This is a genomic window from Marinobacter sediminum, assembly GCF_023657445.1.
Lineage (GTDB): Bacteria > Pseudomonadota > Gammaproteobacteria > Pseudomonadales > Oleiphilaceae > Marinobacter > Marinobacter sediminum_A.
In genome coordinates this window covers 3,444,470-3,465,860 of record NZ_JAGTWY010000001.1, presented here as the reverse complement: position 1 = coordinate 3,465,860, position 21,391 = coordinate 3,444,470, and the positions used below count along the sequence as shown (strand labels likewise).

General features: G+C 56.4%; 24 protein-coding genes. 11 read left to right on the top strand and 13 right to left on the bottom strand.

Annotation, left to right across the window (positions count from 1 at the left end; all coding sequences use genetic code 11):
- Positions 1–105 precede the first annotated feature (105 nt).
- Genes pdxH through KFJ24_RS16215 form a run of 5 tightly spaced genes read left to right on the top strand, consistent with a single transcriptional unit; the run spans position 106 to position 2,890 of the window.
- Positions 106–741 (top strand): pyridoxamine 5'-phosphate oxidase, encoded by a 636-nt coding sequence (gene pdxH, locus KFJ24_RS16235; RefSeq protein ID WP_250832143.1) that lies wholly within the window; start codon positions 106–108, stop codon positions 739–741.
- Positions 710–1,474, top strand: a complete 765-nt coding sequence (locus KFJ24_RS16230; RefSeq protein WP_250832142.1) for a 4'-phosphopantetheinyl transferase family protein — start codon at positions 710–712, stop codon at positions 1,472–1,474. The genes pdxH and KFJ24_RS16230 overlap by 32 nt, the downstream gene beginning before the upstream one ends.
- A 20-nt stretch (positions 1,475–1,494) precedes the next feature.
- Positions 1,495–2,076, top strand: coding sequence for a DNA-3-methyladenine glycosylase I (locus KFJ24_RS16225; protein ID WP_250832141.1), 582 nt, complete (start codon positions 1,495–1,497; stop codon positions 2,074–2,076).
- 56 nt (positions 2,077–2,132) lie between these two features.
- Positions 2,133–2,438, top strand: coding sequence for a DUF6482 family protein (locus tag KFJ24_RS16220; protein ID WP_250832140.1), 306 nt, complete (start codon positions 2,133–2,135; stop codon positions 2,436–2,438).
- Complete coding sequence (locus KFJ24_RS16215; protein ID WP_250832139.1) at positions 2,435–2,890, top strand: DUF3429 domain-containing protein; 456 nt, start codon at positions 2,435–2,437, stop codon at positions 2,888–2,890. The genes KFJ24_RS16220 and KFJ24_RS16215 overlap by 4 nt, the downstream gene beginning before the upstream one ends.
- Positions 2,891–2,897: 7 nt before the next feature.
- Here the strand turns inward: KFJ24_RS16215 and KFJ24_RS16210 are convergent, their stop codons facing one another.
- The 8 genes from KFJ24_RS16210 to KFJ24_RS16175 all read right to left on the bottom strand — a co-directional run bounded on the left by KFJ24_RS16210 (position 2,898) and on the right by KFJ24_RS16175 (position 13,484).
- Positions 2,898–3,896, bottom strand: coding sequence for a sigma-70 family RNA polymerase sigma factor (locus KFJ24_RS16210; protein WP_250832138.1), 999 nt, complete (start codon positions 3,894–3,896; stop codon positions 2,898–2,900).
- Positions 3,897–4,148: 252 nt separating this feature from the next.
- Positions 4,149–5,600 carry an aspartate kinase gene (locus tag KFJ24_RS16205; RefSeq protein ID WP_250832137.1) on the bottom strand — a complete coding sequence of 484 codons (1,452 nt, stop codon included), beginning with the start codon at positions 5,598–5,600 and terminating at the stop codon, positions 4,149–4,151.
- A gap of 51 nt (positions 5,601–5,651) precedes the next feature.
- Positions 5,652–6,920 carry a diaminobutyrate--2-oxoglutarate transaminase gene (gene ectB / locus KFJ24_RS16200; RefSeq protein ID WP_250832136.1) on the bottom strand — a complete coding sequence of 423 codons (1,269 nt, stop codon included), beginning with the start codon at positions 6,918–6,920 and terminating at the stop codon, positions 5,652–5,654.
- A 196-nt stretch (positions 6,921–7,116) separates the two neighbouring features.
- A complete protein-coding gene (ectA, locus tag KFJ24_RS16195; protein WP_250832135.1) occupies positions 7,117–7,632 on the bottom strand; it encodes a diaminobutyrate acetyltransferase in 516 nt (171 codons plus the stop codon).
- 149 nt (positions 7,633–7,781) lie between these two features.
- Positions 7,782–8,732, bottom strand: a complete 951-nt coding sequence (locus KFJ24_RS16190) for a hypothetical protein (protein ID WP_250832134.1) — start codon at positions 8,730–8,732, stop codon at positions 7,782–7,784.
- 9 nt (positions 8,733–8,741) lie between these two features.
- On the bottom strand, positions 8,742–10,145 hold the full coding sequence (locus KFJ24_RS16185; RefSeq protein ID WP_250832133.1) for a sodium:solute symporter family transporter: 1,404 nt from the start codon (positions 10,143–10,145) through the stop codon (positions 8,742–8,744).
- Between the two features lie 93 nt (positions 10,146–10,238).
- Positions 10,239–11,213: a radical SAM protein gene (locus KFJ24_RS16180; protein WP_250832132.1), complete on the bottom strand. Its 975-nt coding sequence runs from the start codon at positions 11,211–11,213 to the stop codon at positions 10,239–10,241.
- 75 nt (positions 11,214–11,288) lie between these two features.
- A complete protein-coding gene (locus KFJ24_RS16175) occupies positions 11,289–13,484 on the bottom strand; it encodes an FAD-dependent oxidoreductase (protein WP_250832131.1) in 2,196 nt (731 codons plus the stop codon).
- 188 nt (positions 13,485–13,672) lie between these two features.
- Between KFJ24_RS16175 and KFJ24_RS16170 the strand changes: the two genes are divergently transcribed.
- Genes KFJ24_RS16170 through KFJ24_RS16160 form a run of 3 tightly spaced genes read left to right on the top strand, consistent with a single transcriptional unit; the run spans position 13,673 to position 14,760 of the window.
- A complete protein-coding gene (locus KFJ24_RS16170) occupies positions 13,673–14,293 on the top strand; it encodes an RNA polymerase sigma factor (protein WP_250832130.1) in 621 nt (206 codons plus the stop codon).
- Positions 14,287–14,547: an anti-sigma factor family protein gene (locus tag KFJ24_RS16165; protein WP_250832128.1), complete on the top strand. Its 261-nt coding sequence runs from the start codon at positions 14,287–14,289 to the stop codon at positions 14,545–14,547. Before KFJ24_RS16170 ends, KFJ24_RS16165 begins: the two co-directional genes overlap by 7 nt.
- Positions 14,548–14,574: 27 nt before the next feature.
- Positions 14,575–14,760 (top strand): EthD family reductase, encoded by a 186-nt coding sequence (locus KFJ24_RS16160; protein WP_250832127.1) that lies wholly within the window; start codon positions 14,575–14,577, stop codon positions 14,758–14,760.
- Between the two features lie 24 nt (positions 14,761–14,784).
- On the opposite strand, the gene KFJ24_RS16155 is transcribed toward KFJ24_RS16160, so the two are convergent.
- The 5 genes from KFJ24_RS16155 to nrtS form a co-directional block, all read right to left on the bottom strand.
- A complete protein-coding gene (locus KFJ24_RS16155) occupies positions 14,785–15,537 on the bottom strand; it encodes a DUF6969 family protein (RefSeq protein ID WP_250832125.1) in 753 nt (250 codons plus the stop codon).
- 67 nt (positions 15,538–15,604) lie between these two features.
- Positions 15,605–16,447, bottom strand: coding sequence for a c-type cytochrome (locus KFJ24_RS16150; protein WP_250832124.1), 843 nt, complete (start codon positions 16,445–16,447; stop codon positions 15,605–15,607).
- Between the two features lie 115 nt (positions 16,448–16,562).
- On the bottom strand, positions 16,563–17,510 hold the full coding sequence (locus tag KFJ24_RS16145; protein WP_250832122.1) for a DUF3179 domain-containing protein: 948 nt from the start codon (positions 17,508–17,510) through the stop codon (positions 16,563–16,565).
- The gene (locus tag KFJ24_RS16140; RefSeq protein WP_250832120.1) at positions 17,507–17,869 is read right to left on the bottom strand and encodes a glutaredoxin family protein; all 363 of its coding nucleotides are present in this window, start codon (positions 17,867–17,869) and stop codon (positions 17,507–17,509) included. The genes KFJ24_RS16145 and KFJ24_RS16140 overlap by 4 nt, the downstream gene beginning before the upstream one ends.
- Positions 17,870–17,943: 74 nt before the next feature.
- Positions 17,944–18,270 carry a nitrate/nitrite transporter NrtS gene (gene nrtS / locus KFJ24_RS16135; RefSeq protein WP_250832118.1) on the bottom strand — a complete coding sequence of 109 codons (327 nt, stop codon included), beginning with the start codon at positions 18,268–18,270 and terminating at the stop codon, positions 17,944–17,946.
- 152 nt (positions 18,271–18,422) lie between these two features.
- Here nrtS and KFJ24_RS16130 point away from each other — a divergent pair, with 152 nt between their 5' ends.
- From KFJ24_RS16130 to KFJ24_RS16120, 3 genes are all read left to right on the top strand, one after another.
- Positions 18,423–19,178 carry a YiiX/YebB-like N1pC/P60 family cysteine hydrolase gene (locus KFJ24_RS16130; protein ID WP_250832116.1) on the top strand — a complete coding sequence of 252 codons (756 nt, stop codon included), beginning with the start codon at positions 18,423–18,425 and terminating at the stop codon, positions 19,176–19,178.
- A gap of 189 nt (positions 19,179–19,367) precedes the next feature.
- Positions 19,368–20,063, top strand: coding sequence for a hypothetical protein (locus tag KFJ24_RS16125; RefSeq protein WP_250832115.1), 696 nt, complete (start codon positions 19,368–19,370; stop codon positions 20,061–20,063).
- 82 nt (positions 20,064–20,145) lie between these two features.
- The gene (locus KFJ24_RS16120) at positions 20,146–21,369 is read left to right on the top strand and encodes an ADP-ribosylglycohydrolase family protein (RefSeq protein WP_250832114.1); all 1,224 of its coding nucleotides are present in this window, start codon (positions 20,146–20,148) and stop codon (positions 21,367–21,369) included.
- Positions 21,370–21,391: the final 22 nt, after the last annotated feature.

Genomic DNA, 21,391 nt, shown 5'->3' with positions numbered 1-21,391 from the left:
GTTATGTAACCAGCGAGGTCATGCGCGGCACTGACAGCGACGCTCGAACCCGATATGCTCACCAGTCGTAATAGCTCCAGGTATCTGATCTTGAGGGAAGGTGTTATGGACATCGGCGATATGCGTCGGGATTTCGAAAGCGAGGGGCTAGACCGCGATGCCCTTGATAACAACCCGGTCCGGCAGTTTCAGGGCTGGTTTGAAGATGCGCGGGAGGCAGGGATCCTGGAGCCCAACGCCATGTCACTGGCTACCACCGGCAGTAGCGGCATGCCCGACCTGCGAACTGTCCTGCTGAAGTATTTCGACGAGCACGGCTTCGTATTTTATACCAACTACGGCAGCCGCAAGGCCCGGGAGATCGAGGAAAACCCGCGGGCTGCTCTGCTGTTTCCGTGGCTCGGACTGAACCGCCAGGTCCGCATCCAGGGCGCGGTAGAGAAGGTCAGCAAGTCGGAATCGCTACGCTATTTCGCATCACGCCCCCGTGGCAGTCAGATTGGCGCCTGGGTGTCGGAACAGAGCAAGGCCATCACCTCCCGCGGACTTCTTGAACAGAAGGTGGCCGAAATCAAGCGCAAGTTCACCGAGGGGGAGGTACCACTGCCAAGTTTCTGGGGTGGCTATAGGGTCGTTCCGGAACGCATCGAATTCTGGCAGGGCCGCCCAAGCCGCCTGCATGACCGCTTTGAATACGTGAGAGAAGGCGATGCCTGGCTCATCCAGCGACTACAGCCCTGATCAATCGCCCGCGATCTGGCTCTGCCACGAAGGTGAGGGGGATCCGTCCCGCTCGCCCGGCTGGCTGACGTCCTATGAACGAAATACCTCAGAGAAATTCAGCGGCCCGCGGAAACGGGAGTATCTCTCCAGCCGCTGGCTGATTCGCCAGGCCATTGCCGGTGCCAGTGGGCACAAGGCGTCATCCTGCCGACCGATAAACGGCCGGCCCGTTCAGTCCCAAACCCCGGCCGGATGGAGCCTGTCACTAAGTCACAGCCACGGACTCTCTGCCTGCGCCACCAGCTGGGGCCAGCCGATCGGTCTGGACATCGAACCGTGCCACCGTCACCCGCAATGGCAGAAGGTAGCCCGACGCTGGTTCACGCCACAGGAACAGGAATGGCTGCTACGCGAGGACAGCTCGGATACCTTTCTGAGAGTGTGGACACTCAAAGAGGCGTGGCTGAAGGCGACTGGCCGTGGCATCGCCGGTAACCTGCAAACTCTGGAAGTCAGGCCAGGATTTGAACTATTTGGCGATCAGCCAGAACCTGACTGGCAGGCCTACTGTTGCTATGTTCGGGGCTTCCTGGTGACGCTGGTGTACCGGCATTCGGTTCAGGGTCCGGATCGGCCGATGCCGGAACTGACGTTGCTGGCAGCGCCACCCGGAGATCTCGCCCTGTCATGCCCCTCAATTCTTGCCGATTCAGAAACCCCGGTATTACACCGCTTCATACACACTCAATAGGAAAGGAGAAACCAAAGCCGATGGCAAGCCCGCAACGCTGTCCGTGGTGTGGAACCGATCCACTCTACGTTCACTATCACGATACGGTATGGGGAAGACCGGAGTATGACGACCTGGCACTTTTCGAAAAGCTGTGCCTGGACGGCCAGCAGGCAGGGTTGAGCTGGCTGACCATCCTCCGCAAGCAGCAGGGCTACCGGGACGCCTATGATGGTTTCGATCCCGAGAAAATTGTGCACTATAACGACGAAAAAATTGCCGAACTCCTGAAAAATCCGGGCATTATCAGAAATCGTCTAAAAGTACACTCCATCATCAAGAATGCGAGGGGATTTCTCGAGCTTCGGGAAAAAGGCATCCATTTCGGCGAATTTTTGTGGTCGTTTGTGGATGATCGCCCTATACAGAATCACTGGCACAGTATCGAACAGGTGCCGGTAAGCACTCCGGAGTCCGCCGCCATGTCGCGGGAGCTGAAACGGGCCGGCTTCAATTTTGTAGGTCCAACCATCGTTTATGCTTTCATGCAGGCAACCGGAATGGTCAACGATCATCTGGTGAATTGCCCCCAGCATCGGGAGTGTCTTTTACTCGGCGAATGATCCCAAAGCGCTCCGGAGTCGTAAGTCTGGCAGTACAATAACCCCGGAGCTTTACTGTGAGAATCACCCTCGAAGAACTCAGGAACAGCACTGACCCGGTCATCGATTTGCTGGAGATTTTTTCCCTGGAAGGTCAGCATTACATGGCACGGCTTAGCATGGGTGACCAACTGTTTCTGCTGTCCGACAAACAGGGAATAACCAGCCTGTTCCGAAGTGCCTGGCAGGTCCAGGACACCCTGGCCTCGTTCAAGATCCGCGAAACTGAAGTGGTACACCCTTCCGCTTATCACGAGATGGTGGGAATGGCGCCCTCCGACGTTGAACCTATGCGTATAAGGGTCCAGAGGCAGAAAACGTGATTTCGGTAGCCAGACTTGCCATCCTGGTGGGCATCGCCGGGCTCATTCCTTTCCTGATCGGCGTCGCAGGCCTGTTTCTGGTGCCGCAACACAGTGTGACGATCCTGTCATGGTTTTACTTGTACAGTGCCGGGATCCTCGCCTTCATGGCCGGTATTTACTGGCCTATCGCCATGCAGCTGGACAACTGCAGTTATCCCCAGTCTCCGCTGGTTACCATGCTCCTCAGCCAGGTGTTTTTTGTGACTGCCGGACTGGGGCTGCTGCTCGCGACACCAGGCCAGATCGTGTTATACACAATCGCCTATATCGGCTTGTATATAGCAGATGCGAAGTGGATGCGGCTGTACTGGCCAGCGTGGTACCTGAAGATGAGACTGGTACTGACATCGGTAGTGATGGCGTGTCAGGTTACCGTAGGGGTCTGGTATTTCATGATTCATGGCGCCTGAGCAAGCATCAGGCGCCGAACGCATCCCCGGGATTCTCGAAGCGGCCCTGTAATTTCTTCAGGGCTGATTTTTCAATTTGGCGAACCCGTTCCCGGCTTATGCCCAGGTCATCGGAAATGACCTGCAGCGTCTCTGGCTCAGGTAGACCCAAGCCATAGCGACGAGAAAGAATGTCCTGCTCACGAGCTGACAGCTCACCCAGCATGGCAGTCAATGTCCGGCTCCGGTCCCTGTGGGACATCGGATGATCCGGCGTCAGTTGTTCCCGACCCTCAAGGCTGTCACCCAGCGTGACCGAGCCGTCATCGACCAGCGACACGTCCGTGGACAGTTCTCGGGTGGCAAGCGCTCTTAGTTCGCCAATACGTGAAGGTGATGCCTCCATTTCCCGGGCCAGCTCCGCCTGGGAAGGCGTACGGCCAAGGTTCTGATGCATCTTCAGAGACACTTTGTGAAGTTGCCGAATCTCGTCAACAACGTTTTCCGGCGTGTGCACCAGGCGCGTTCCCCTTTGCAGGCAACGCTTTACCTCTTCACTTATCCACCAATAGGCATAGGTGGAAAAACGAAAGCCCTTGCCCGGATCGAAGCGCTCTACAGCCTTTATCAGGCCGACATTCGCGTCCTGGATCAGGTCCGACATCGGGATGCCGTGCTGACTGTACCGGCGCGCGATATGTACCGCCAGACGAAGATTGCTCTGGATCAGTTTGCGACGACACGCGGTTGCCAGGTGGAAAGCCCGACGGCAGCGCGTCGAAAAGGCACACGCGTCGCCGAGGCTGCCAACCACCTCCCGAAAGGTCTGCGGCGTTTCGGCCGGCAGTGCCAGCTCAGTGCTAATGATTCGGTAGCAGAGTATCAGTTTCCGGGAGAGACGACGCTCAGCCCCATCACCTAACAATTCATACCGGGACGCATCCCTGAAGTACAGTCCAACCAGGGAATCCCTTTCGCCATCGTTGGACGTGGTCGGAGACGGTCCCAGCCTGTGGGTCTTACGCATGGCTATGGTACCGGTCTGGAATTTACAGAGAATACGTTAGCCAGGCGGCGATGGATTTACATCAGGGCAGGCGGGCGGTTGCCCGGGGGCTGCCAGAACAGGGGCTGGGAAAAAGTGGGGAAGGTGATCGGGCTTTGCCCGGTTGAGCAACCCGCTGAAGCGGATCGGCCAACCGGGCAAAGCCCGATCGGGAGGCAAGACACCCTCCATTACCCGGAAGCGGAGCGACCGGTTCCGCTTGCGGGTAATCCTTTACTCGATCGAGGCCGCAACAATAGCGTACTCGTGGTTGTGAGGCTCAATAAGAACGCCATGAAGGGCAGCGATCGCCTTCTCGAAATGATCCTCATCCACCACAAACTGAATATCAACCTGGCGCATACACTGGTGGATTGCCAGGATACCGATTTCCTTGTCGAACAGTGATTTTACGGAACGGGCCAAAATGCCGGGCACCTTCATATCACTGCCGATTGCGGACACCAGCGACACTTTGCGAGTGCTGATTTCCGCATTCGGGAATTCTTCCTTGAGCGCCTTGACCACACGCTTGACGTGCTTAAGCGTGCTGTCCACATAGTGGGTGATGGTGTTGGCATTGGTGTCTTTGGCCATGAAGCGCACCTTGAAACGGCCCAGCACATCCAGGATCCGGCGGTCAGAACCCGGCTCACCCTGCATATCCTGATCGAACACCTCAATGGCAAACACGCCTTTGGCTCCTGCAATGATCTCTACCTGTGGCGTCTCACTGATGTAGTCACCCGTGATCAGCGTACCGGTGTGCTCCGGCTCGAAGGTATTCATCACCCGCAGAGGAATTTCGTTCTGGCGCATGCCTTTACCGGCACGGGGGTGAATGGCTTCCATCCCCAGGTTTGCCAGCTGGTCCGCAACGTCGTAGTTGGTGCGACCCAAAGGAACCACCTTGTCTGCACCCACGATATTGGGGTCAGCGGAACTCAGGTGATATTCCTTGTGGATGATCGCCTCACGAGCCTCGGTGATCACTGCGACCCGGCTAAAGGTCATTTCGCTGTAGCCCCGATCAAAGGTTCGCATCAGACCTTCCCTGCACTGGGCATAGCCAGTCACAATCGGCAGCTCACGGGTCAGATCAACCGCGTCGAAGGCCTGCTTGAGCTTCTCGTCCAGCGGAAGAAGCTCTGCGTCGCGCCAGCCGGTAAGATCAACGAAGCGGGCGTTAATACCTTCCTGCTGAAGCTTCAGGGCGGTGTTGAATGCACTGTGAGCCTCACCGATACCGGCCAGCATTTCCCGCACGGTCAGCAAGTGCTCTTCAAGCTGGAACTGGCCGTAAGAACACAGACGCTGGAGGTCAATCAGACAGCCACGTACGCCTTCAATACGGTCGGTGATGAACTGATCGGCCTGCTGCTTGAGCATGGAATCCTCAAACAGTTCACCGTTAATGTCAGTGAGAAACTTCACCAGCTTGGTGAGATCGTCGCCCCACGCCCAATCCGATTCAGCATCGGCAAACAGGGCGTAAACGCCCGGCTCACCCGTCTTTTTATGCTCCAGCAGTTCGTTGGTAACACCACTATAGGCGGAAACCACGAATATACGCTGGTAGAGGTCGTCCTTGGTGCGATTACCAATGATGATGTTATCGCGGACAGCCTCGTAGTTGCTCATTGAAGTACCGCCGATTTTCTCAACGGTATGTTGTTGGGTAGTCATAATTTTGCCTTCGCTATCCTGCGGAATGAATGTCCTGAGTTGCGGGGCGCCTCAAGACGCCTCGCTGATTCCTTCCTGCATGATCTCGTTGACGCTTTCCTCCAGAAGTGCGGCACCTTTCTTCAGGTCTTCCTCACTGGTGGTAAGCGGCATCAGGCACTTGATGACCTCGTCGTTCGGACCGCTGGTCTCGATAATCAGACCACGTTCAAACGCACGCTTGGTTATCGGACCAGTCAGGTCGGCATTCTTCGCCTCGATACCGCGCATCAGACCACGGCCTTTCATTTTGAACTCGCCGGGATACTTATCGCAAATCGACTGCAGCGCATCGCCGAGGACCTTGGTCTTGGCCTTCACTTCGTTGGCAAACGCGTTGTCTTTCCAGTAGGTTTCCACCGCGGTGCGAGCCGTGATAAACGCCATGTTGTTACCACGGAAGGTACCGTTGTGCTCGCCCGGGTCCCAGACATCCAGTTCAGGCTTGAACAGAACCAGCGCCATCGGCAGACCGTAGCCACTCAGGGACTTGGAAACGGTCACGATGTCAGGCTTGATACCGGCAAACTCAAAGCTGAAGAACTCACCGGTACGGCCGTTGCCTGCCTGAATATCATCCAGGATCAGCAGGATATCGTGCTTCTTGCACAGCTCGGAAAGACCTTTCAGCCATTCCGCGCGACAGGCGTTAAGACCACCCTCGCCCTGAACCGCTTCTACAATTACGGCAGCCGGCAATTCAAAACCGGACGAACCGTCGGTGAGCAGCTTGTCCATAATGGCCAGGCTGTCTACGTCATCACCCAGGTAGCCGTCATAAAACATGAAATCAACGTTGCCCAGCGGCGTACCGACTCCACCCCGGTGATGCTTGTTACCGGTGGCTGCCACAGCCCCCATGGTCACACCATGAAAACCGTTGGTGAAAGAAATAATGCCATTACGGCCTTTGACCTTGCGAGCCAGTTTCAGGGCTGCTTCCACGCAGTTGGTACCGGTCGGACCGGTGAACTGCATTTTGTAGTCCAGGCCACGGGGGTCAAGAATATGCTTCTTGTACGATTCAATGAAGTCGTGTTTGGCCGTGGTAAACATGTCCAGGCCCTGGCTAACACCGTCCGCTTCAATGTATTCAAGCAGAGCTTTCTTCAGGATATCGTTGTTGTGGCCGTAGTTCAGTGAACCAGCACCGGCCAGAAAATCCAGGTATTCCTTGCCGTCTTCGGTGTACAGGTGCGCATTCTTCGCACGGTTGAAGATCACCGGAAATGCACGGCTGTATACACGTACTTCGGATTCAGTTGAATTAAAAATTTCCATTGTCTTGCCTCTTAGCATGTCAGGTTCGAGGTAGATGCGCGGGGGGCCTATCGGGCAATTTGGATTCGGTCGCGATAAGCCCGCCGTGCGTTGCTTAAAGCCTCATGACGGACCTACCTCAGTAGTCCGCCGGCTAGCCCAAAACACAGTCTCTCAGTCGATCGGGGCCGGCTTTCACCGGCGTAGACCGGGGCTCTCAGACAGGCTTCGTAAAGGGACCAATACGCAGCAGGAATTCGGGGTCGTGCTTCCCGCCAAAATGGGTCTCTTTCTCGAAGTGCTCGTGATAGGTGAGCTCAGCTCCCATGTCACGTGCAAATGAACGGAACAACGCCCAGGAGGCCTCGTTGTCTGCGGTAATGGTCGTTTCCATGTGCGTCACGTCTTTACACGCATCACGGCCGACGATTTCTTTCAGCATCCGCTTGGCGAGGCCCTGTCCACGACCTTTCTCGTGAACCGCCACCTGCCAGACAAACACGGTCTCGGGCTGTTGGGGAGGGATGTATCCGGAGATAAAGCCGACCAGATCGCCTTCCTTCTCCGCGGCCACGCCGGTTTCGGCGAAGTGGCTGCACTGCAACAGGTTGCAGTAAATCGAGTTGGGGTCCAGCGGGGGGCATTCTGCAACCAGCTGGTGGAGCCTGAAGCCATCATCCTTCGTCGGTGTGCGAAGCGTGATGGCGGTGGTATTCGATCCTTTCGATGTCATAACGTGATCAATTCGCCTCATAAAGTTAGTGCTGAATTATATAGACCACAAAATATATTTCAAGTCAGGCCCAAAATACACACGGCAAATCTCCCCGGCTCTTTCTTCAAGAATAGACCGGATTGAAGCTTTCGCCAGTGACAAATTTGTTAGGCGCCGGAAGGGAAAACGACCTGCCCGGCAGCCAGGGAGGTCCCGTTCAGGATACGCTGACGATAGGACTCCGCAGCGTCCGAACCCGCCGGCCACAGCTGGTCAAAACGGGACAGCCAGGCCGCCGTATCAAAGGCGACCGGCAGCAAGGAAATTTGAACACCCTGCTGCTCACAACCGGCCACTGGCTCAGTGGCCGGATCGGACAAACCTATCCGGGTAATCAGGCCGCGGGTATCCGCCCGCAAATTACCCATACCCGCGGAGCCGTTGTTGACCACAGCCCGGGACCGTTTCCCCAGCTGCGCAGACCAGAGCAAAGGCAGACAGGTATGAGTGCAGGCAATCACATCGGCGCCGGTGGCACCCAGCCAGTCCAGCACAGCCGAATCGTTAGCAGCACTGAAGGATTCATGTGCGAGCCCCCAACCAGCGAGCGATTCGGGATCACCGTGCAGAACCAGAACCTTTAGTCCTCCAAAGATCAGGCACCGATAACGTGGCAGAAGCGATAACCGTTTCTGAATATCCGGGTGCTGTTCGGCAACCCCTTGCAGCCGCTCCATAATACGGTTCGAGCGTTCGACGACACCCTGATCAACGCACTCCGGGTAGGCACAGCCACAGCCGGCACCCGCGCTGGCATTTGCCAGCTCGTATTCAACATTGCCAAGACTGGCGGTATGACCCAGCACCCGATTGTTGATTTCCCGGAACAGGCTGTCACTGGCGTTAAACCAGTTGAAATCGCCATTAAAGACCAGCTTAACCCGGCGGCCCTGGCGCTCTTCGGCAAGCGCCATTTGCTCGATTTCATCAAGTGCGAAAGGGTTTCCGTAAAGCCCACCAATGATATAGAGCACATCTTCCGGTACTTCCTCCGGCGACTGACACAGAGACTCAGGCGAGTATCGGTAGGCCAGGGGGCAGCTACGACCTTCAGTCATCGTGACTCCTCATACTTCTCCGGCCGCCAGCGACCGCCTTGCCAAACGCCGGAATGCCAGCGGCAGGAAAAAGCCACCCGTGCAAATCAGGAAGCCATAGGCATTCACCCCGAGCAACATGGCGTACTTGCCATCCCCGATCGCCCAGCTTTCCGGAATCAGCCCGACTGCCAGCAACACCCCAAGACCGAGCCCGGTCCAGAAACTCAGATGGAAGCTCCAGGGCGACCATCTGGTAAAGCCATAGAACAGGAACACCGGTGCCAGACCCATCACCATCGTGCCCGAAATCGTGGTGGCCTTGAGGATATCGGTACCAGCAAACATCGGCAGATTGCCCGCGAATGCGAAGATGATCATCACCACTGCGCCGACACGCACACTCGGCAACCTGTCCTTGGCCCGTTGCGCCAGACGCGGAAGATCCACCGCCAGCGACTTGGCCAGGGATGTAAAGGTGGAATCCAGCGTCGAACCCGCCGATGTCATCATCACCACACTCATAAAGAACAGCGCCGCAAGGCCCAGTGACTGCCCGACCGCTGCCGGCGCATTCCCCATCGCATCAATACCGTTTAGCCGTGCATGCACGCCCACCAGACTGAAAATAAAGACCGCCACAAACCCCAGCAAACCGGCGACCACAAAACTTTTGAGCATGGTCTTTTCCTTGTTCACGAAGCCCCGGTCAGTCAGGACCGGATCATGGAACGGATAACTGAACATCTGCAGCAAAGCCACCAACAACAGATCAAAGCCCGCATCCAGCTTGAACTCGCCGCTGCTCAGCAACACGCTGGTGTCGTTGGCTGGAATAATCAGGAGCAGCACCGCGCCGACAAAGAACACAAATACAAACGCCTGAATTACGTCTGTGAAAATTGATGACCGCAAGCCGCCTTTGAGGCTGTAGGCAAGGGTAAACACGGTAAACAGCATGGCCGCCGCGTAGTACTCCCACTCACCCGGCAGACCAAAGTAACCGCCCACCACCGCAGTGTTGCTCCACACCTCGTTGTACAGCCGGATCAGAATCGCCGCCGCGAAGGCCAGGGCTGCCAGCCGACCAAAACGGGAGGTCAGAAAATCCTGCAGACTCCGGGCCCCGGTCTGGGTCCGGATCAGGTAGATGATGTAGCCGGCTACCGGAATCGACAGCCAGTAGCTGGCATAGGCCAGACCACCGGTCACGCCATAGGCGGCGCCCAGGTTCGCCGCGTTGGTCACCGACTTGGCAAAGATCCAGCTGATAAAGATACTCGCCGTCAGCGACCACTGACTCACCGGATTGCCCTGATCATCAGCACCCTTGTAGAACGAATTCGCGTTCTTGCTCTTCGGCGACAACACGTACATCAAAATGCCGTAAACCACCAGAAACCCCCAGAACAGGGCACCTTCAAATGTCGTCATCACAAAAATCCACATCGTTATTAGCGAACAGCGCGGCGACCGGTGTGGTCTGTGGGCCGCAGGCCACCAATGCCCAAGCAGCAGTCCTGAAAATCAACCAGGCGCAGAACAACTGGCCCCGAACCGATAACAGGAAAAGCACCGGTGATGCCGCAACATAATGCGCTCATCCATGCTCTCCGCCAGCGAACTGCCCAGATCGTACTGAGGGTCGTCATCCACCAGGGTGCAGGCATAAACCCGAACCTTGTCAGCCTTCTTCACCAGCATCCGCGTATAGGTACACATAAAGTGCGCCCGGCTCTCCTCGGTCGGATACTTCTCCATGCAGGTTTCGGTAACCTCGGGGCTGCCATCTTCAGAACCCGGTGTGCCCAGATCCGGAAATGCCGTAAAGCCCAGATCGGTGGGAATCTGCCAGTCCTGAAAGATGTCACGGAACGCCGCCTCCACATTCGCCGGAATCTCCTCCGGGTCCGTCTGACGAGCAATGGACACCTTGAAACCCTGCTCAATCAGCCAGTGAATGCCCTCCAGAGCCTGATCGAAACTGCCTTCACCACGGTCCTTATCGTGGCGGACACGATCCGGGAAATCGAGGCTGACACGGAAATGAATCGGGTACGGATTATCCAGCAGCGGCAGCACCTGATGACGGCGCTTCAGCAATGGCTCGGTCGCGTTAGTGAGCACGAAGCAGGGACGGTGCTGACTGGCGTAATTGAGGATATTGACAAAATCCCGAATCACAAACGGCTCACCACCGGTAAATGAAAACTGCTCCACCCCCATATCTATCGCTTCGTGGATAAACGGCTTTACATCACTCAGTTTCATACCCGGAATGCGGCCATCACCGGGATGGGAGCCTTCCAGGCAGAACGGGCACGACAAATTGCAGGCGGTACCGGTATGGATCCACAGCTCTTTCAGCCGGTCTGCATCAATATAACCACGGGGGTCACCGTTGCGGGTGTGAGTCCAGCTGTCGAACGCCCTGGGCTCCAGGACTTCGACAGCCGGTATACGTTCACTGCGGACCGGTCGGGGGGAGTCGGTCAGGGGCATAAATGCTCCTTGATGTTATTGGCATTGGGACACGGACACAGGCGGTGCTGTCCTGTTGCAGCCACCACCTGTTATTCAGCCTGTAGTCACTTCTTTATGTTTCACCTGTTGGCCTCGGCCTTTTCCACGACGCCAGCCGTGCAGTTTTTCGAGCAGTTTCAGAATGCCTTGTGGCGCGTGAGCGCGCTTCCACTCGCCCGCAGCGTACTTGGCGGACTCGCTCCAGGTCGGATACGGATGGATCGTACCCAGAATCTTGTTCAGGCCGAGGCCGTGCTTCATCGCCAGGGTAAACTCGGACAGAATTTCACCGGCATGGGAACCAACCACTACAGCACCAAGAATTTTGTCCTTGCCCGGTGGTGTCAGCACCTTAATGAAACCATAGTCCTCGCTTTCAGCAATAGCCCGGTCCAGATCGTCCAGACCATACTTGGTGACTTCAAAGGCAATACCTTTCTCACTGGCTTCGGCTTCGCTCAGCCCGACACGGGCTACTTCCGGTGAGGTAAATGTCACCCATGGCATAACCCGGTAATCCACCTTGAAGCGCTTGAACTGACCAAACAGGCCATTCACCGCGGCATACCATGCCTGATGTGCGGCGGCATGGGTAAACTGATAGGGCCCGGCAACATCACCACAGGCAAATACATTCGGATAGCGCAGGCTCATGTCGTCTTCCACCGGCACGGTGCCATTGGGCAGAGTTTCGATACCGATTTTGTCGAGCCCCAGGCCTCTGGTGTTCGCGGCGCGGCCCACGGCAACCAGGACCTCATCAAAGGCAATACGCACCCGCTCACCCTCATGCTCGCAGTAAACCACTTTCTCGCCCTCTTCCATGACGAACTCTCTGGCCGCATGCTTGAGGCGAAGGTCCACACCATCATTTTCGAACCGGGTTTTCACCAGCTCTGATACGTCGCTGTCTTCTTTGGCCAGCAAACGATCACCCATTTCCACCTGAATCACCTGACTGCCCAGGCGGGCAAAGGCATGGGCCAGCTCGGAACCGATGGGACCGCCACCCAGCACCAGCAAACGCTCCGGCTGCTCCTGTAACTCCCAGAGATTGTCAGAGTTCAAAGGCTGCATGTCTGCAAGCCCTGGGATCGGGGGCATGGCCGGTTTGCCGCCGGTGGCGACAATTATGCTTCGTGCCGTCAGCCGTTCGGTGTGACCATCGCTGTGCCTCACCTCCAGCTCCCAGGGCGATACGAAGCTCGCCTCGCCAGAGATGCAGTCCACCCCCAGCTTGCGGTACCGCTCGGGGGAATCATGGGGCTCTACTTTGGCAATGACGTTCTGGACACGGTTCATGATGTTCTTGAACGAGCCTTTTACCGGTACCGAATCAAGACCATAACGATTGGCGTGACGCAGGGTGTCCGCTGCCTTTGCGCTTCGGATAAGTGCCTTGGAAGGGACACAGCCGGTATTCAGACAGTCACCGCCCATTTTATGCTTTTCAATCAGCGCCACTTTAGCCTTAACGGCCGCAGCGATGTAGGCAGAAACCAGACCGGCCGAGCCACCGCCAATCACCAGCAGGTTGTAATCAAAACTCTCGGGCTTCTGCCAGCCCGCATACACCTTGCGACGGCGGATGAAACCCACCACAAATTTGGCAATCAGGGGGAAGAGGCCGAGCAGGGCAAAGGAAAGCAGAAGATCTGCAGAGACGATATCGCCGGTGGACTGGATCTGACCCAACTGGGTGCCCGCGTTCACATAGACAAAGGTTCCCGGCAGCATGGCAATCCAGCTCACCAGAGCGTAGGTGCGCAGCTTCATCGCTGTCAGGCCCATCGCCAGGTTGATGAGAAAGAACGGGAACACCGGGACAAGTCGCAGGGTTGCGAGATAGAAAGCGCCATCCTTTTGTATTCCGCGATCCATTTTGGCAACCGTTTCCCGGTAGCGCTTACGCAGGGTGTCACGCATCAGGAATCGTGCCACCAGAAACGCGAGGGACGCACCCAGAGTTGATGCAACGGAAACCGCCGCCAGACCATAAAGGTTACCGAAAAAAGCGCCACCGGCCAGCGTCATGATGGTCGCCCCTGGCAGAGACAGGGCGGTTACTACCACATAGATTGCTGCATAACCGGCAACCGCAACCAAAAGATGCTGCTCGATCCATTGCGCCAGAGCATCCTGGTTCGCCTGAAGATTCTCCAAGGTCAGCAGCTTGTGCCCGTCGAAGCCGAGAAAAATACCAACGATCACGGCGATAACAAAAATGAGTAAAAGCTTGCTACGATTCATATGCGTGCCTATAAAAAGTGTATAAACCAATACGCTGTTATCGCTAAGACACGATCACCTACTGGATGTTACATCACTCCTCGATTAAAATTTTTGAGCACTTGCTCCAGAATACCGGAACTTTTCTGGATTCCGAAACACTATAGAAACATAACGACCCCGCCGAGACTGATAAGGGACGCAATCTCATGGACACAGTGGTGAATCCGGAAACCGAAGTTTCATTAATCGACGAGCTGAAAAGAGGCGATTCGTCTGCCTTCAAAAAAGCCGTTCGAGAATACTCTCCGGGCATGCTGGCCGTCGCCCGTTTTTACCTGGACCACTCGAGCGCGGAAGAAATTGTCCAGGACTGCTGGGTCACGGTGATCGATGCCATTCAGAAGTTTGAGGGCCGGTCCGGCCTGAAAACCTGGTTGCACCGAATTGTCGCCAACCGCTGCAAGAACAAGCTCCGATCCAGCAAGCGTGAAGTGGCCACCGATTTTTCAGAGAATCTGGAACCGGAGCTTGCCGAGCGCTTCAATGCCACAGGACGCTGGGACCTGCCGCCAAAGCTGCGTTTTGATGAATCTGCAGATACCTTGTTGGAGAACGGAGCGCTCAGTGATTGCCTGGATAAACACCTCTCCGCATTACCAGAAACCCAGCGCTCAGCCCTGATGCTGTACGAAGCCCATCAACACAAGTCCGAAGATGTCTGTAACATTCTGGATGTCAGTGCCTCTAACCTTCGTGTACTTTTACACCGTGCGAGGCAGAAAATCTTTCTCATGGTGGAAACCTTCCAGGAGACGGGCGAATGTTAATGTGCAGGGACCTGGCTGAAATTGCCAGTGATTACATTGATGGTGAACTGAACGTCCAGAAGAACCTGTCCGTGAAAATGCATCTGATGATGTGCAGGGACTGCCGTTCTTTTATCGGCAACCTTCGCGCCAGCACAGAACTTATGAAGGCACATTCCTCCGGCAATCCGGACGAGGAACTCATGCGCCGGATTGATGAACGGGTAGCGGAAGCACTCAAGAGCCGGAATGCCCATGACAGCAATAATGAATGATGATTCAAATTTCATTCTAAAGTGCCATTGGCCACCTGCCCCGGAGGCGCTCCGGGCGAAGCACCCACCTACATTGCCATGGGGCACCTGTACTTTGACTCGGTGAATGACTTCGAGGCGGCTTTCGGGCCACACGCCAAGGAAATCCTTGGCGATATCCCGAACTTCACCAATGTCCAGCCTACGGTCCAGGTCAGCGAAGTCATCGAATAAACCTCGGTTGCTTCAGGGGCGCTCTCAGTGCCCCTGTATGTTTTCGTAATCTCGAGTGCTTTCCAGCCGGGAACCTTGATTACGCCTTGACTGCTCCGCTTTCAGCCTGTCTGCCCAGCTTTCCACATCGACCGGGATGGTCCCGGTGATCTCCAGAGAACGGTCCTCAAGCACCTGCTCAAGACCCTTTTCCTGCCGTTTTGAGATAACCTCGTCCCGGTGATAAAGCAAGGCTTCGATCTGCGGTCTGAAACAACGCACCATCGCCGTCAGCCAACGATTCACCGGCCAGCTCGGATAGGCGTGGTCCATGGCAAACTCCTCTAATACTGTCACAACCGTCTCTGCCGGTAGCCAGCTTTCGTCCGTCACCCAGCGGTTTACCGAGAACAGGTCGGTGGGGTAACCCCAGGCGTCCATTGAAATCGCGACCAGATGAGCTACCCGGTCCTCGCCCGCTGGTCCCAAAACCGGTTCCGCACCTTCGGGTAAGGCTGCGTTTCTGAGAAACAAATGGAAATGACCGTGCTCGGCATGATCCTCGCGATGGGCGTGATAGTAATACTGGGACGCCGTGTCCCGGTCATAGACGTCCTCTTTCGGGTAATGATCCATCTCATAAAACGGGCCCTGCCCCTTGAGTACTTCACCAACAACATTCAAGCCGCCTTTCTCCAACACCCGATAGCATTCCCGGATATCAGCAATGGCGGCCAGGCTGGCCGTCAGCTGACTGTCGCTAAGACTCGCCAGTTTGGGAATCTGAAGCTCTGTCATAATCTCTTATCTCCTGCCAGCGCGGTTTCCGGAATATCCGGAAACCGCGCGTCAGACATAGGCTGCCTTATGCAGCTGCGTTCGCCAGGTTTTTTCCCGCATTGGCTGAACAGGGGTTCTTTGCCGCACAGGGATTCTTGGTAGCGCAGGGGTTCTTACCCGCACATGGATTGCAGGCACCGCATTTGCCACCCTTGAGTGCGCACGGATTACTCGCCAGCTGTTTATGAACCTTCCCCATATAGGTGGTTAGAGCCGCCAATTCCTCGCTGTCCCATGGCAAAGGTTCCGACGCCATAGGCTGGACCATGCAGATCTGAACCATCTCATCCAGGTGGACAGAGTCTATGCCAAAAATATCCCGGGCCATGGCCACAGAGTGCGGGTAGGCATTGGCAAAGGTGGCATTGTAGCCGGCGCCATCGTTGTGGCAGGTCGAACAGGACAAGCCATTACTGCTAAGTGATTGATCGTTAAACAGTTTCTCGCCCATCGCCATCAGTTTGCAGGGATTACCCTCATAGGGCTGATAGTTGGCGGGCCGGCTCACCTTTTTAGCCGCACAGGGGTTGGGTTTGGCACCACACTTACCTGCAGCAGCGCACGGGTTACAACTTTTCACGGCGCAGGGATTACAGCCTTTGGTGGCACAGGGATTTTTGGCAGCACAGGGATTCTTGGTCGCGCACGGGTTTTTCGCTGCGCACGGATTACAGGCGGCCTTACAGCCAGCTTTGCAGTGTTGCCCGGCCTTGCACTTGTTTTTGCAGGGGGAACACGGACTGCAGGCGGCAGTGGCCAGCCCGCCGGTGCCGAGCATGGCGGTCATAACTGCGGCGGACCACCAGGTGGTGCGACGGTGTTCATAGGAACTGCGAATGGCTTTTCTCAGAGGATGTATTGTGGACATTGTCTCTCTCCTGATCCTGGAGTTATCGGATAGACCGTCAGGGTCCCTTGCCGCTCGAAGGGGCGGCTAGGACAGAGACACATGAGTTCCACAACTATTACATCCATTCATAATTTTAATCAGTTTCGAAGATTCGGGTTTCCGGATGAAAGGTGTACCAGGCAAACCAGAAAGCCCGGATTGCCGGAAGCAGCCTGCCAGACTCATCACGCAATTCGGCCGAGGGTACATCCGGATTATAGTGGATGCTGACGGTCTTGCCCCCTATCTGATCTTTGAGAACGGCATCATGGGCGGCCAGTTCCGGAAACGGCCAGGCCTTACTCTCGCCGTTGTAGGTCCAGCCAAGCACCCAGGTTTTCGGGTGATATTTCCGGCTGGTGTGGGTCACCGGAAAATAGAGCCGTTCCGAATGATCATAGTCACCGTAGGGCGACATTCGATAGTTCCGGCTGTGGCCGGTGTCAGTCGAAAGCACCTGACCCGCAGAGCCAACGCGTTCCCGCCAGCCTTGCCAAAGTTCGTGGCGAATGGACACGGGCTCCAGTTCTGTGCCTGCCAGGGGACCGGAAACCGCCCGCCCCTCAATCTGCGACCACAGTGACTCTGTCTGGTGGTCGTACATCAGCAAGTCACTGTTGTAGAGCAGGCCCGACACACCGAAAGTCAAAGACCGGCCATCCACCAAGGGGTCGAACGCAATGCCTGTACCACACAGCGGACAGAAGGTGATCAATACCTGTTCCCCATCAATGGCGTGATTGACGATTTCATGCCAATTAAGAATGCCGACAGGGTAGGCGAACCGGCTGTCTCCATGGTCGTAGGTCAGCATCAGGTCATCAGCACGCCAGGGCAGTGCTTTCGATGGCCGCTCAAATTTCGGCTCGTTTATTGAGGGGATGCCATCACGGGGCGGGCCACCACGGAGGATTTTACTCACCGGTATCCGCGCGTTGCTGATATCAAATCCGTTTTTCCCCTCGGCGATGGCCGGTTGCACTGCTGCAACCAGGAGAGCAACCAGTACCGAAGCAACAATATTATGCATGTTCATCATCATGGAACTCCTGATATACCCAGCTCCATCAGAAGGTGCTCCAGCCTGGGAACGGAAAAGCCGTGCATGGGCTCACCACCGATTAGAAAAAATGGCGTACCCCGACCGCCCAGACGCTCAAAGGCATCCATGGCGGCTCTGGACGAAGAGATGTCTAATTCGAGGTACGGGATCCGGTGATCGTGAAAATAGTACCGTGCTGCCTCACAACCAGCGCAAAAGGGCTGCGAAAACAGAACAACATTCCAATCCGGCGTATCCGGTGGTTTTCCAGAAATACTGTCGGCCAGCAGCACACCGGGCCAGCCAACCACCAGCAACAGGATTGCGATCGTGCGTATCATTTCAGTCAGCAACTTCATGATAACCACCTCGTTCGCGGGAAATTCAGGCCCGACGGCCTACTAGAGTATGAGACTCCTGAACAACCCGAGTGTTACGAAGGATCTTCCTGAAACCGTGTTTTTTGTGCTTCCTCGTGCACCGACTGCTCTGCCGCCTCGGCTTCACGGCGCAGATACAGATCCTTGCTGACGCTGGTATATGTCGACACCATGTACGGAACGCAATAGGTCAGCGCCACTTTCATCCAGTCCATGGAAGCTGCAGCGACCACTGCCTCCCACTGATTGATCAGGACCAGAAGCGTACCAACCACTGCCGCCAACCTGGCCGCGCGGCGGGGCGTGCCGTAACCCAGCGCAAGCTGGCAGGCCTCTCTGAACTTTGGAAAAGGGCAGCGCAGACTTCCCGAGCAAGACATAAGGCAATCCGTAGTTTTTAATAATTGAGAAGAAGACACGGGCGCGTCTGAATTGTTACGCGGGATAGACCAGCAAACGGGCCTGCTGTAACAGTCGTCTCCGTCGATTGTCTCGTCTGTATGGTCTCTCTTCACTTTAACGGGGCATCGTCATGATTCTGAACTGGCTGTCGAAGCGACTTGCCGCTTATCTTTCGAAACAGATCACGCAGCATTCCATCAGGACGTCAACCTGGGACGCGCTGGAAGAAACCCTCCAGCCCGGGGACGTGCTTCTGGTGGAGGGGAACACACGAGTCAGTGTCGCCATCAAGTATCTCACCCAATCCACGTGGTCTCACGCAGCCCTTTACCTTGGCCTGGATGCCCACCTCGGAAAAGCCAGTAACCATGAGCCCAACGTTCTCGTTGAGGCCGATCTTGAGGAGGGTATTCGCGCACTGCCGTTATCTTTTTACCGACATTCCCACACGCGAATCTGCCGGCCGGTCGGGCTCAGTGATCAAGACCTCCAGGAGTTGACGGATTACTCCATCAGCCGGCTCGGCCACCAGTACGACATGAAAAACGTGTTTGACCTGGCGCGCTACCTTTGCCCGACACCGCCAGTACCTGCAAGGCACAGGCATAAACTGCTCACATTTGGCAGTGGCGATCCTACCCGGGCTATTTGCTCAACATTTATTGCCCAGGGGTTCCAGCGTCTGCGCTATCCCATCCTACCGATCGTGAAAACGCGACCCGCAGGAGACCCGGACTGTGAGGACTGCGTTCAGGAGCGTTTCCGTATTCGGCATCACTCTCTGTTTACCCCGCGGGATTTCGATGTCTCCCCCTATTTCCAGGTCATCAAACCCACCGTTAAAGGCGACTTCGAATACAGAACCATCGACTGGGAGGACCGGTAACCTTCGGGCTCCGGACGACCCAGCGGCCCCCCCTGAAGTTCGTCGCATCCGGCGCTTTCATGGTCCAATCCCACGTTTGGCGTTACATTGAATTCCAAGTACCATCGGCACATCAGGTTTGCGATTGTTACCAGCCATACACCCGCATTTCCAACGCTGTACCAGAATAATCAGACTATGGGTGCGCGTATGAAACTCCCACAAAAAGCCGACCTGATGCCATGGATGGCGCGAGTGATTTCCAGCCCGACAACCCGACACTGCCGTCAGGCGGTTTTTCGCTGGAAGGCACAACTCAAAGGCGAAGGAACAGTAGTTGACGTCTTCATCAACCCCCGTGACCCTTTCAGTTTCGTCCTGCTACAAGCCTTGCCCAACCTGACCAACCGGTTCGATATTCAGCTTTGTTTTCGGACTGTCTGGCATCAGCCCGCAGATATGTTTCCGGAACCTGCCATGTGGGCAGACTGGGCGATCCGGGATGCCGCCCGGCTGGCCGATTTATACGGGCTGGAGCCCCCCGGATTACACACACCACCCACCGAAGCAACGCTGATTGCCTGCCGGGATTACCTTCTGGGTCTTGAACGCGCCGGAAGTTACCTGGCCCAGGCCTCCGCCATCATGGGGACGCTCTGGCAGACCGGAAAACCCGGCGCTATCGAAGAAGGCGCGCCAACAACGCCCGAACTGGAGGAAAGGCTTGGGAGCAACGAGCAACATCTGATCAGGCTCGGTCACCATCAGGGCAGCATGCTGCATTTTCGGGGTGAGTGGTTCTGGGGCGTTCCCAGTTTCCGTTATGGAACCGTCAGCTGCTGGGGCCAGGACAGGTTGTGGGTGATCGAAGGTGAGATCGCGAAAGAGATGAAGCCCCATGAATAGGGCACAAAGCAAACTTATGAGTATCCGGTTCTGAGACTGTTCAGACTCGCTTACAAAGACCACGCTATCAGGAGGTATCCGCATGAATCATCCGTCCAGGTCCGGGGAAAACACACGTCTCATCAACGCCCTTGCCGGCGGCTGGGTAGCGGACGCGGCCAGCCTCGGTCTGCACTGGCTGTATGACAGTCAGCGCATCGATGAGATTGGCGGCCGGTCACCGGAGTTCCTGCCGCCCCGGGCCGACTATTTCACAAGCGGGTTTGGGTATTTTGCTCATAAGGGCAAACACGCCGGCGACGTTAGCCATTATGGCGCCGCCACACGGGTGCTGACAGACAGCCTGCTGGCCACTGAAGGGGCCCTGAATATTCGTGATTATCAGCGGCGCTTTCGCACTTTCTTTGGCCCCGGTGGCCTCTGGCAGGGTTACATTGACAACCCGACCCGGGTCACACTCGACAATCTCAACAGCATCGAAAAGGAAGCCATTGAGCAGGCCAGGTCGACAACCACAACTGAACTGACAGACAAACAGAAGCGCGTGCTGGTTCAGAAGGTCTTGCCCTACACCCGGTACCTGAGCGGCGCTCAACTGGCGGAACCGGTCCGCAACGCTATCAACCTCACCTATCACGAACCGGAGGTTCAGGAGGCGGGCGTTCACCTCGCCGAAACCATCGACCGCAACCTGCTGCCGGAAAGCGGCGCCGACGACATGCAACTGCCGGCGGTTTCCAAACTGCCACCACTGGTAGCCAGCTATTGCGGCCAGAGCAATCTGATGGAAGTCACAGAAGCCGCGGTCCGGGTGACCAATCACAACGACGAAGCCGTAGCCTGGGCCCGATGTGCCGCCCGACTCCTGGATCACCTGTACCGGGGCGACTCCCTGTCAGCGGCTCTGGACGCGGCCACCCGGGAAGCACCAGACCCGAAAAGCCTGGCCAACGTCCGTTCAGGCTCCTCGCTGGATGCGCCAGGTGCCGGCGATACCTACGGACGCACGTGTTACCTGCACGAAGCCATGCCGGTGATCTTTCATATCCTGAGCCATGCCGACAGCTTTACCGGGGCCGTGCGCGCCAATATCCAATGCGGGGGTGATTCCTGCGGGCGGGCCTGGATCATCGGGCCGGCGATGGCAGCCCTGCACGGCGTTGGTGGGGAATACGGCATTCCTCTGAGCTGGCTGGCACGAGTGACCGATGCCCCTGCCATCCTCGCGGATATTGAGGCGCTGGTTAACCAGACATGGACGCCGACGGAGCAGACCCATGAACGCCCCGGTTGCCCGGCGGATTGAGCATGCCCTTCGGGGCATGTTC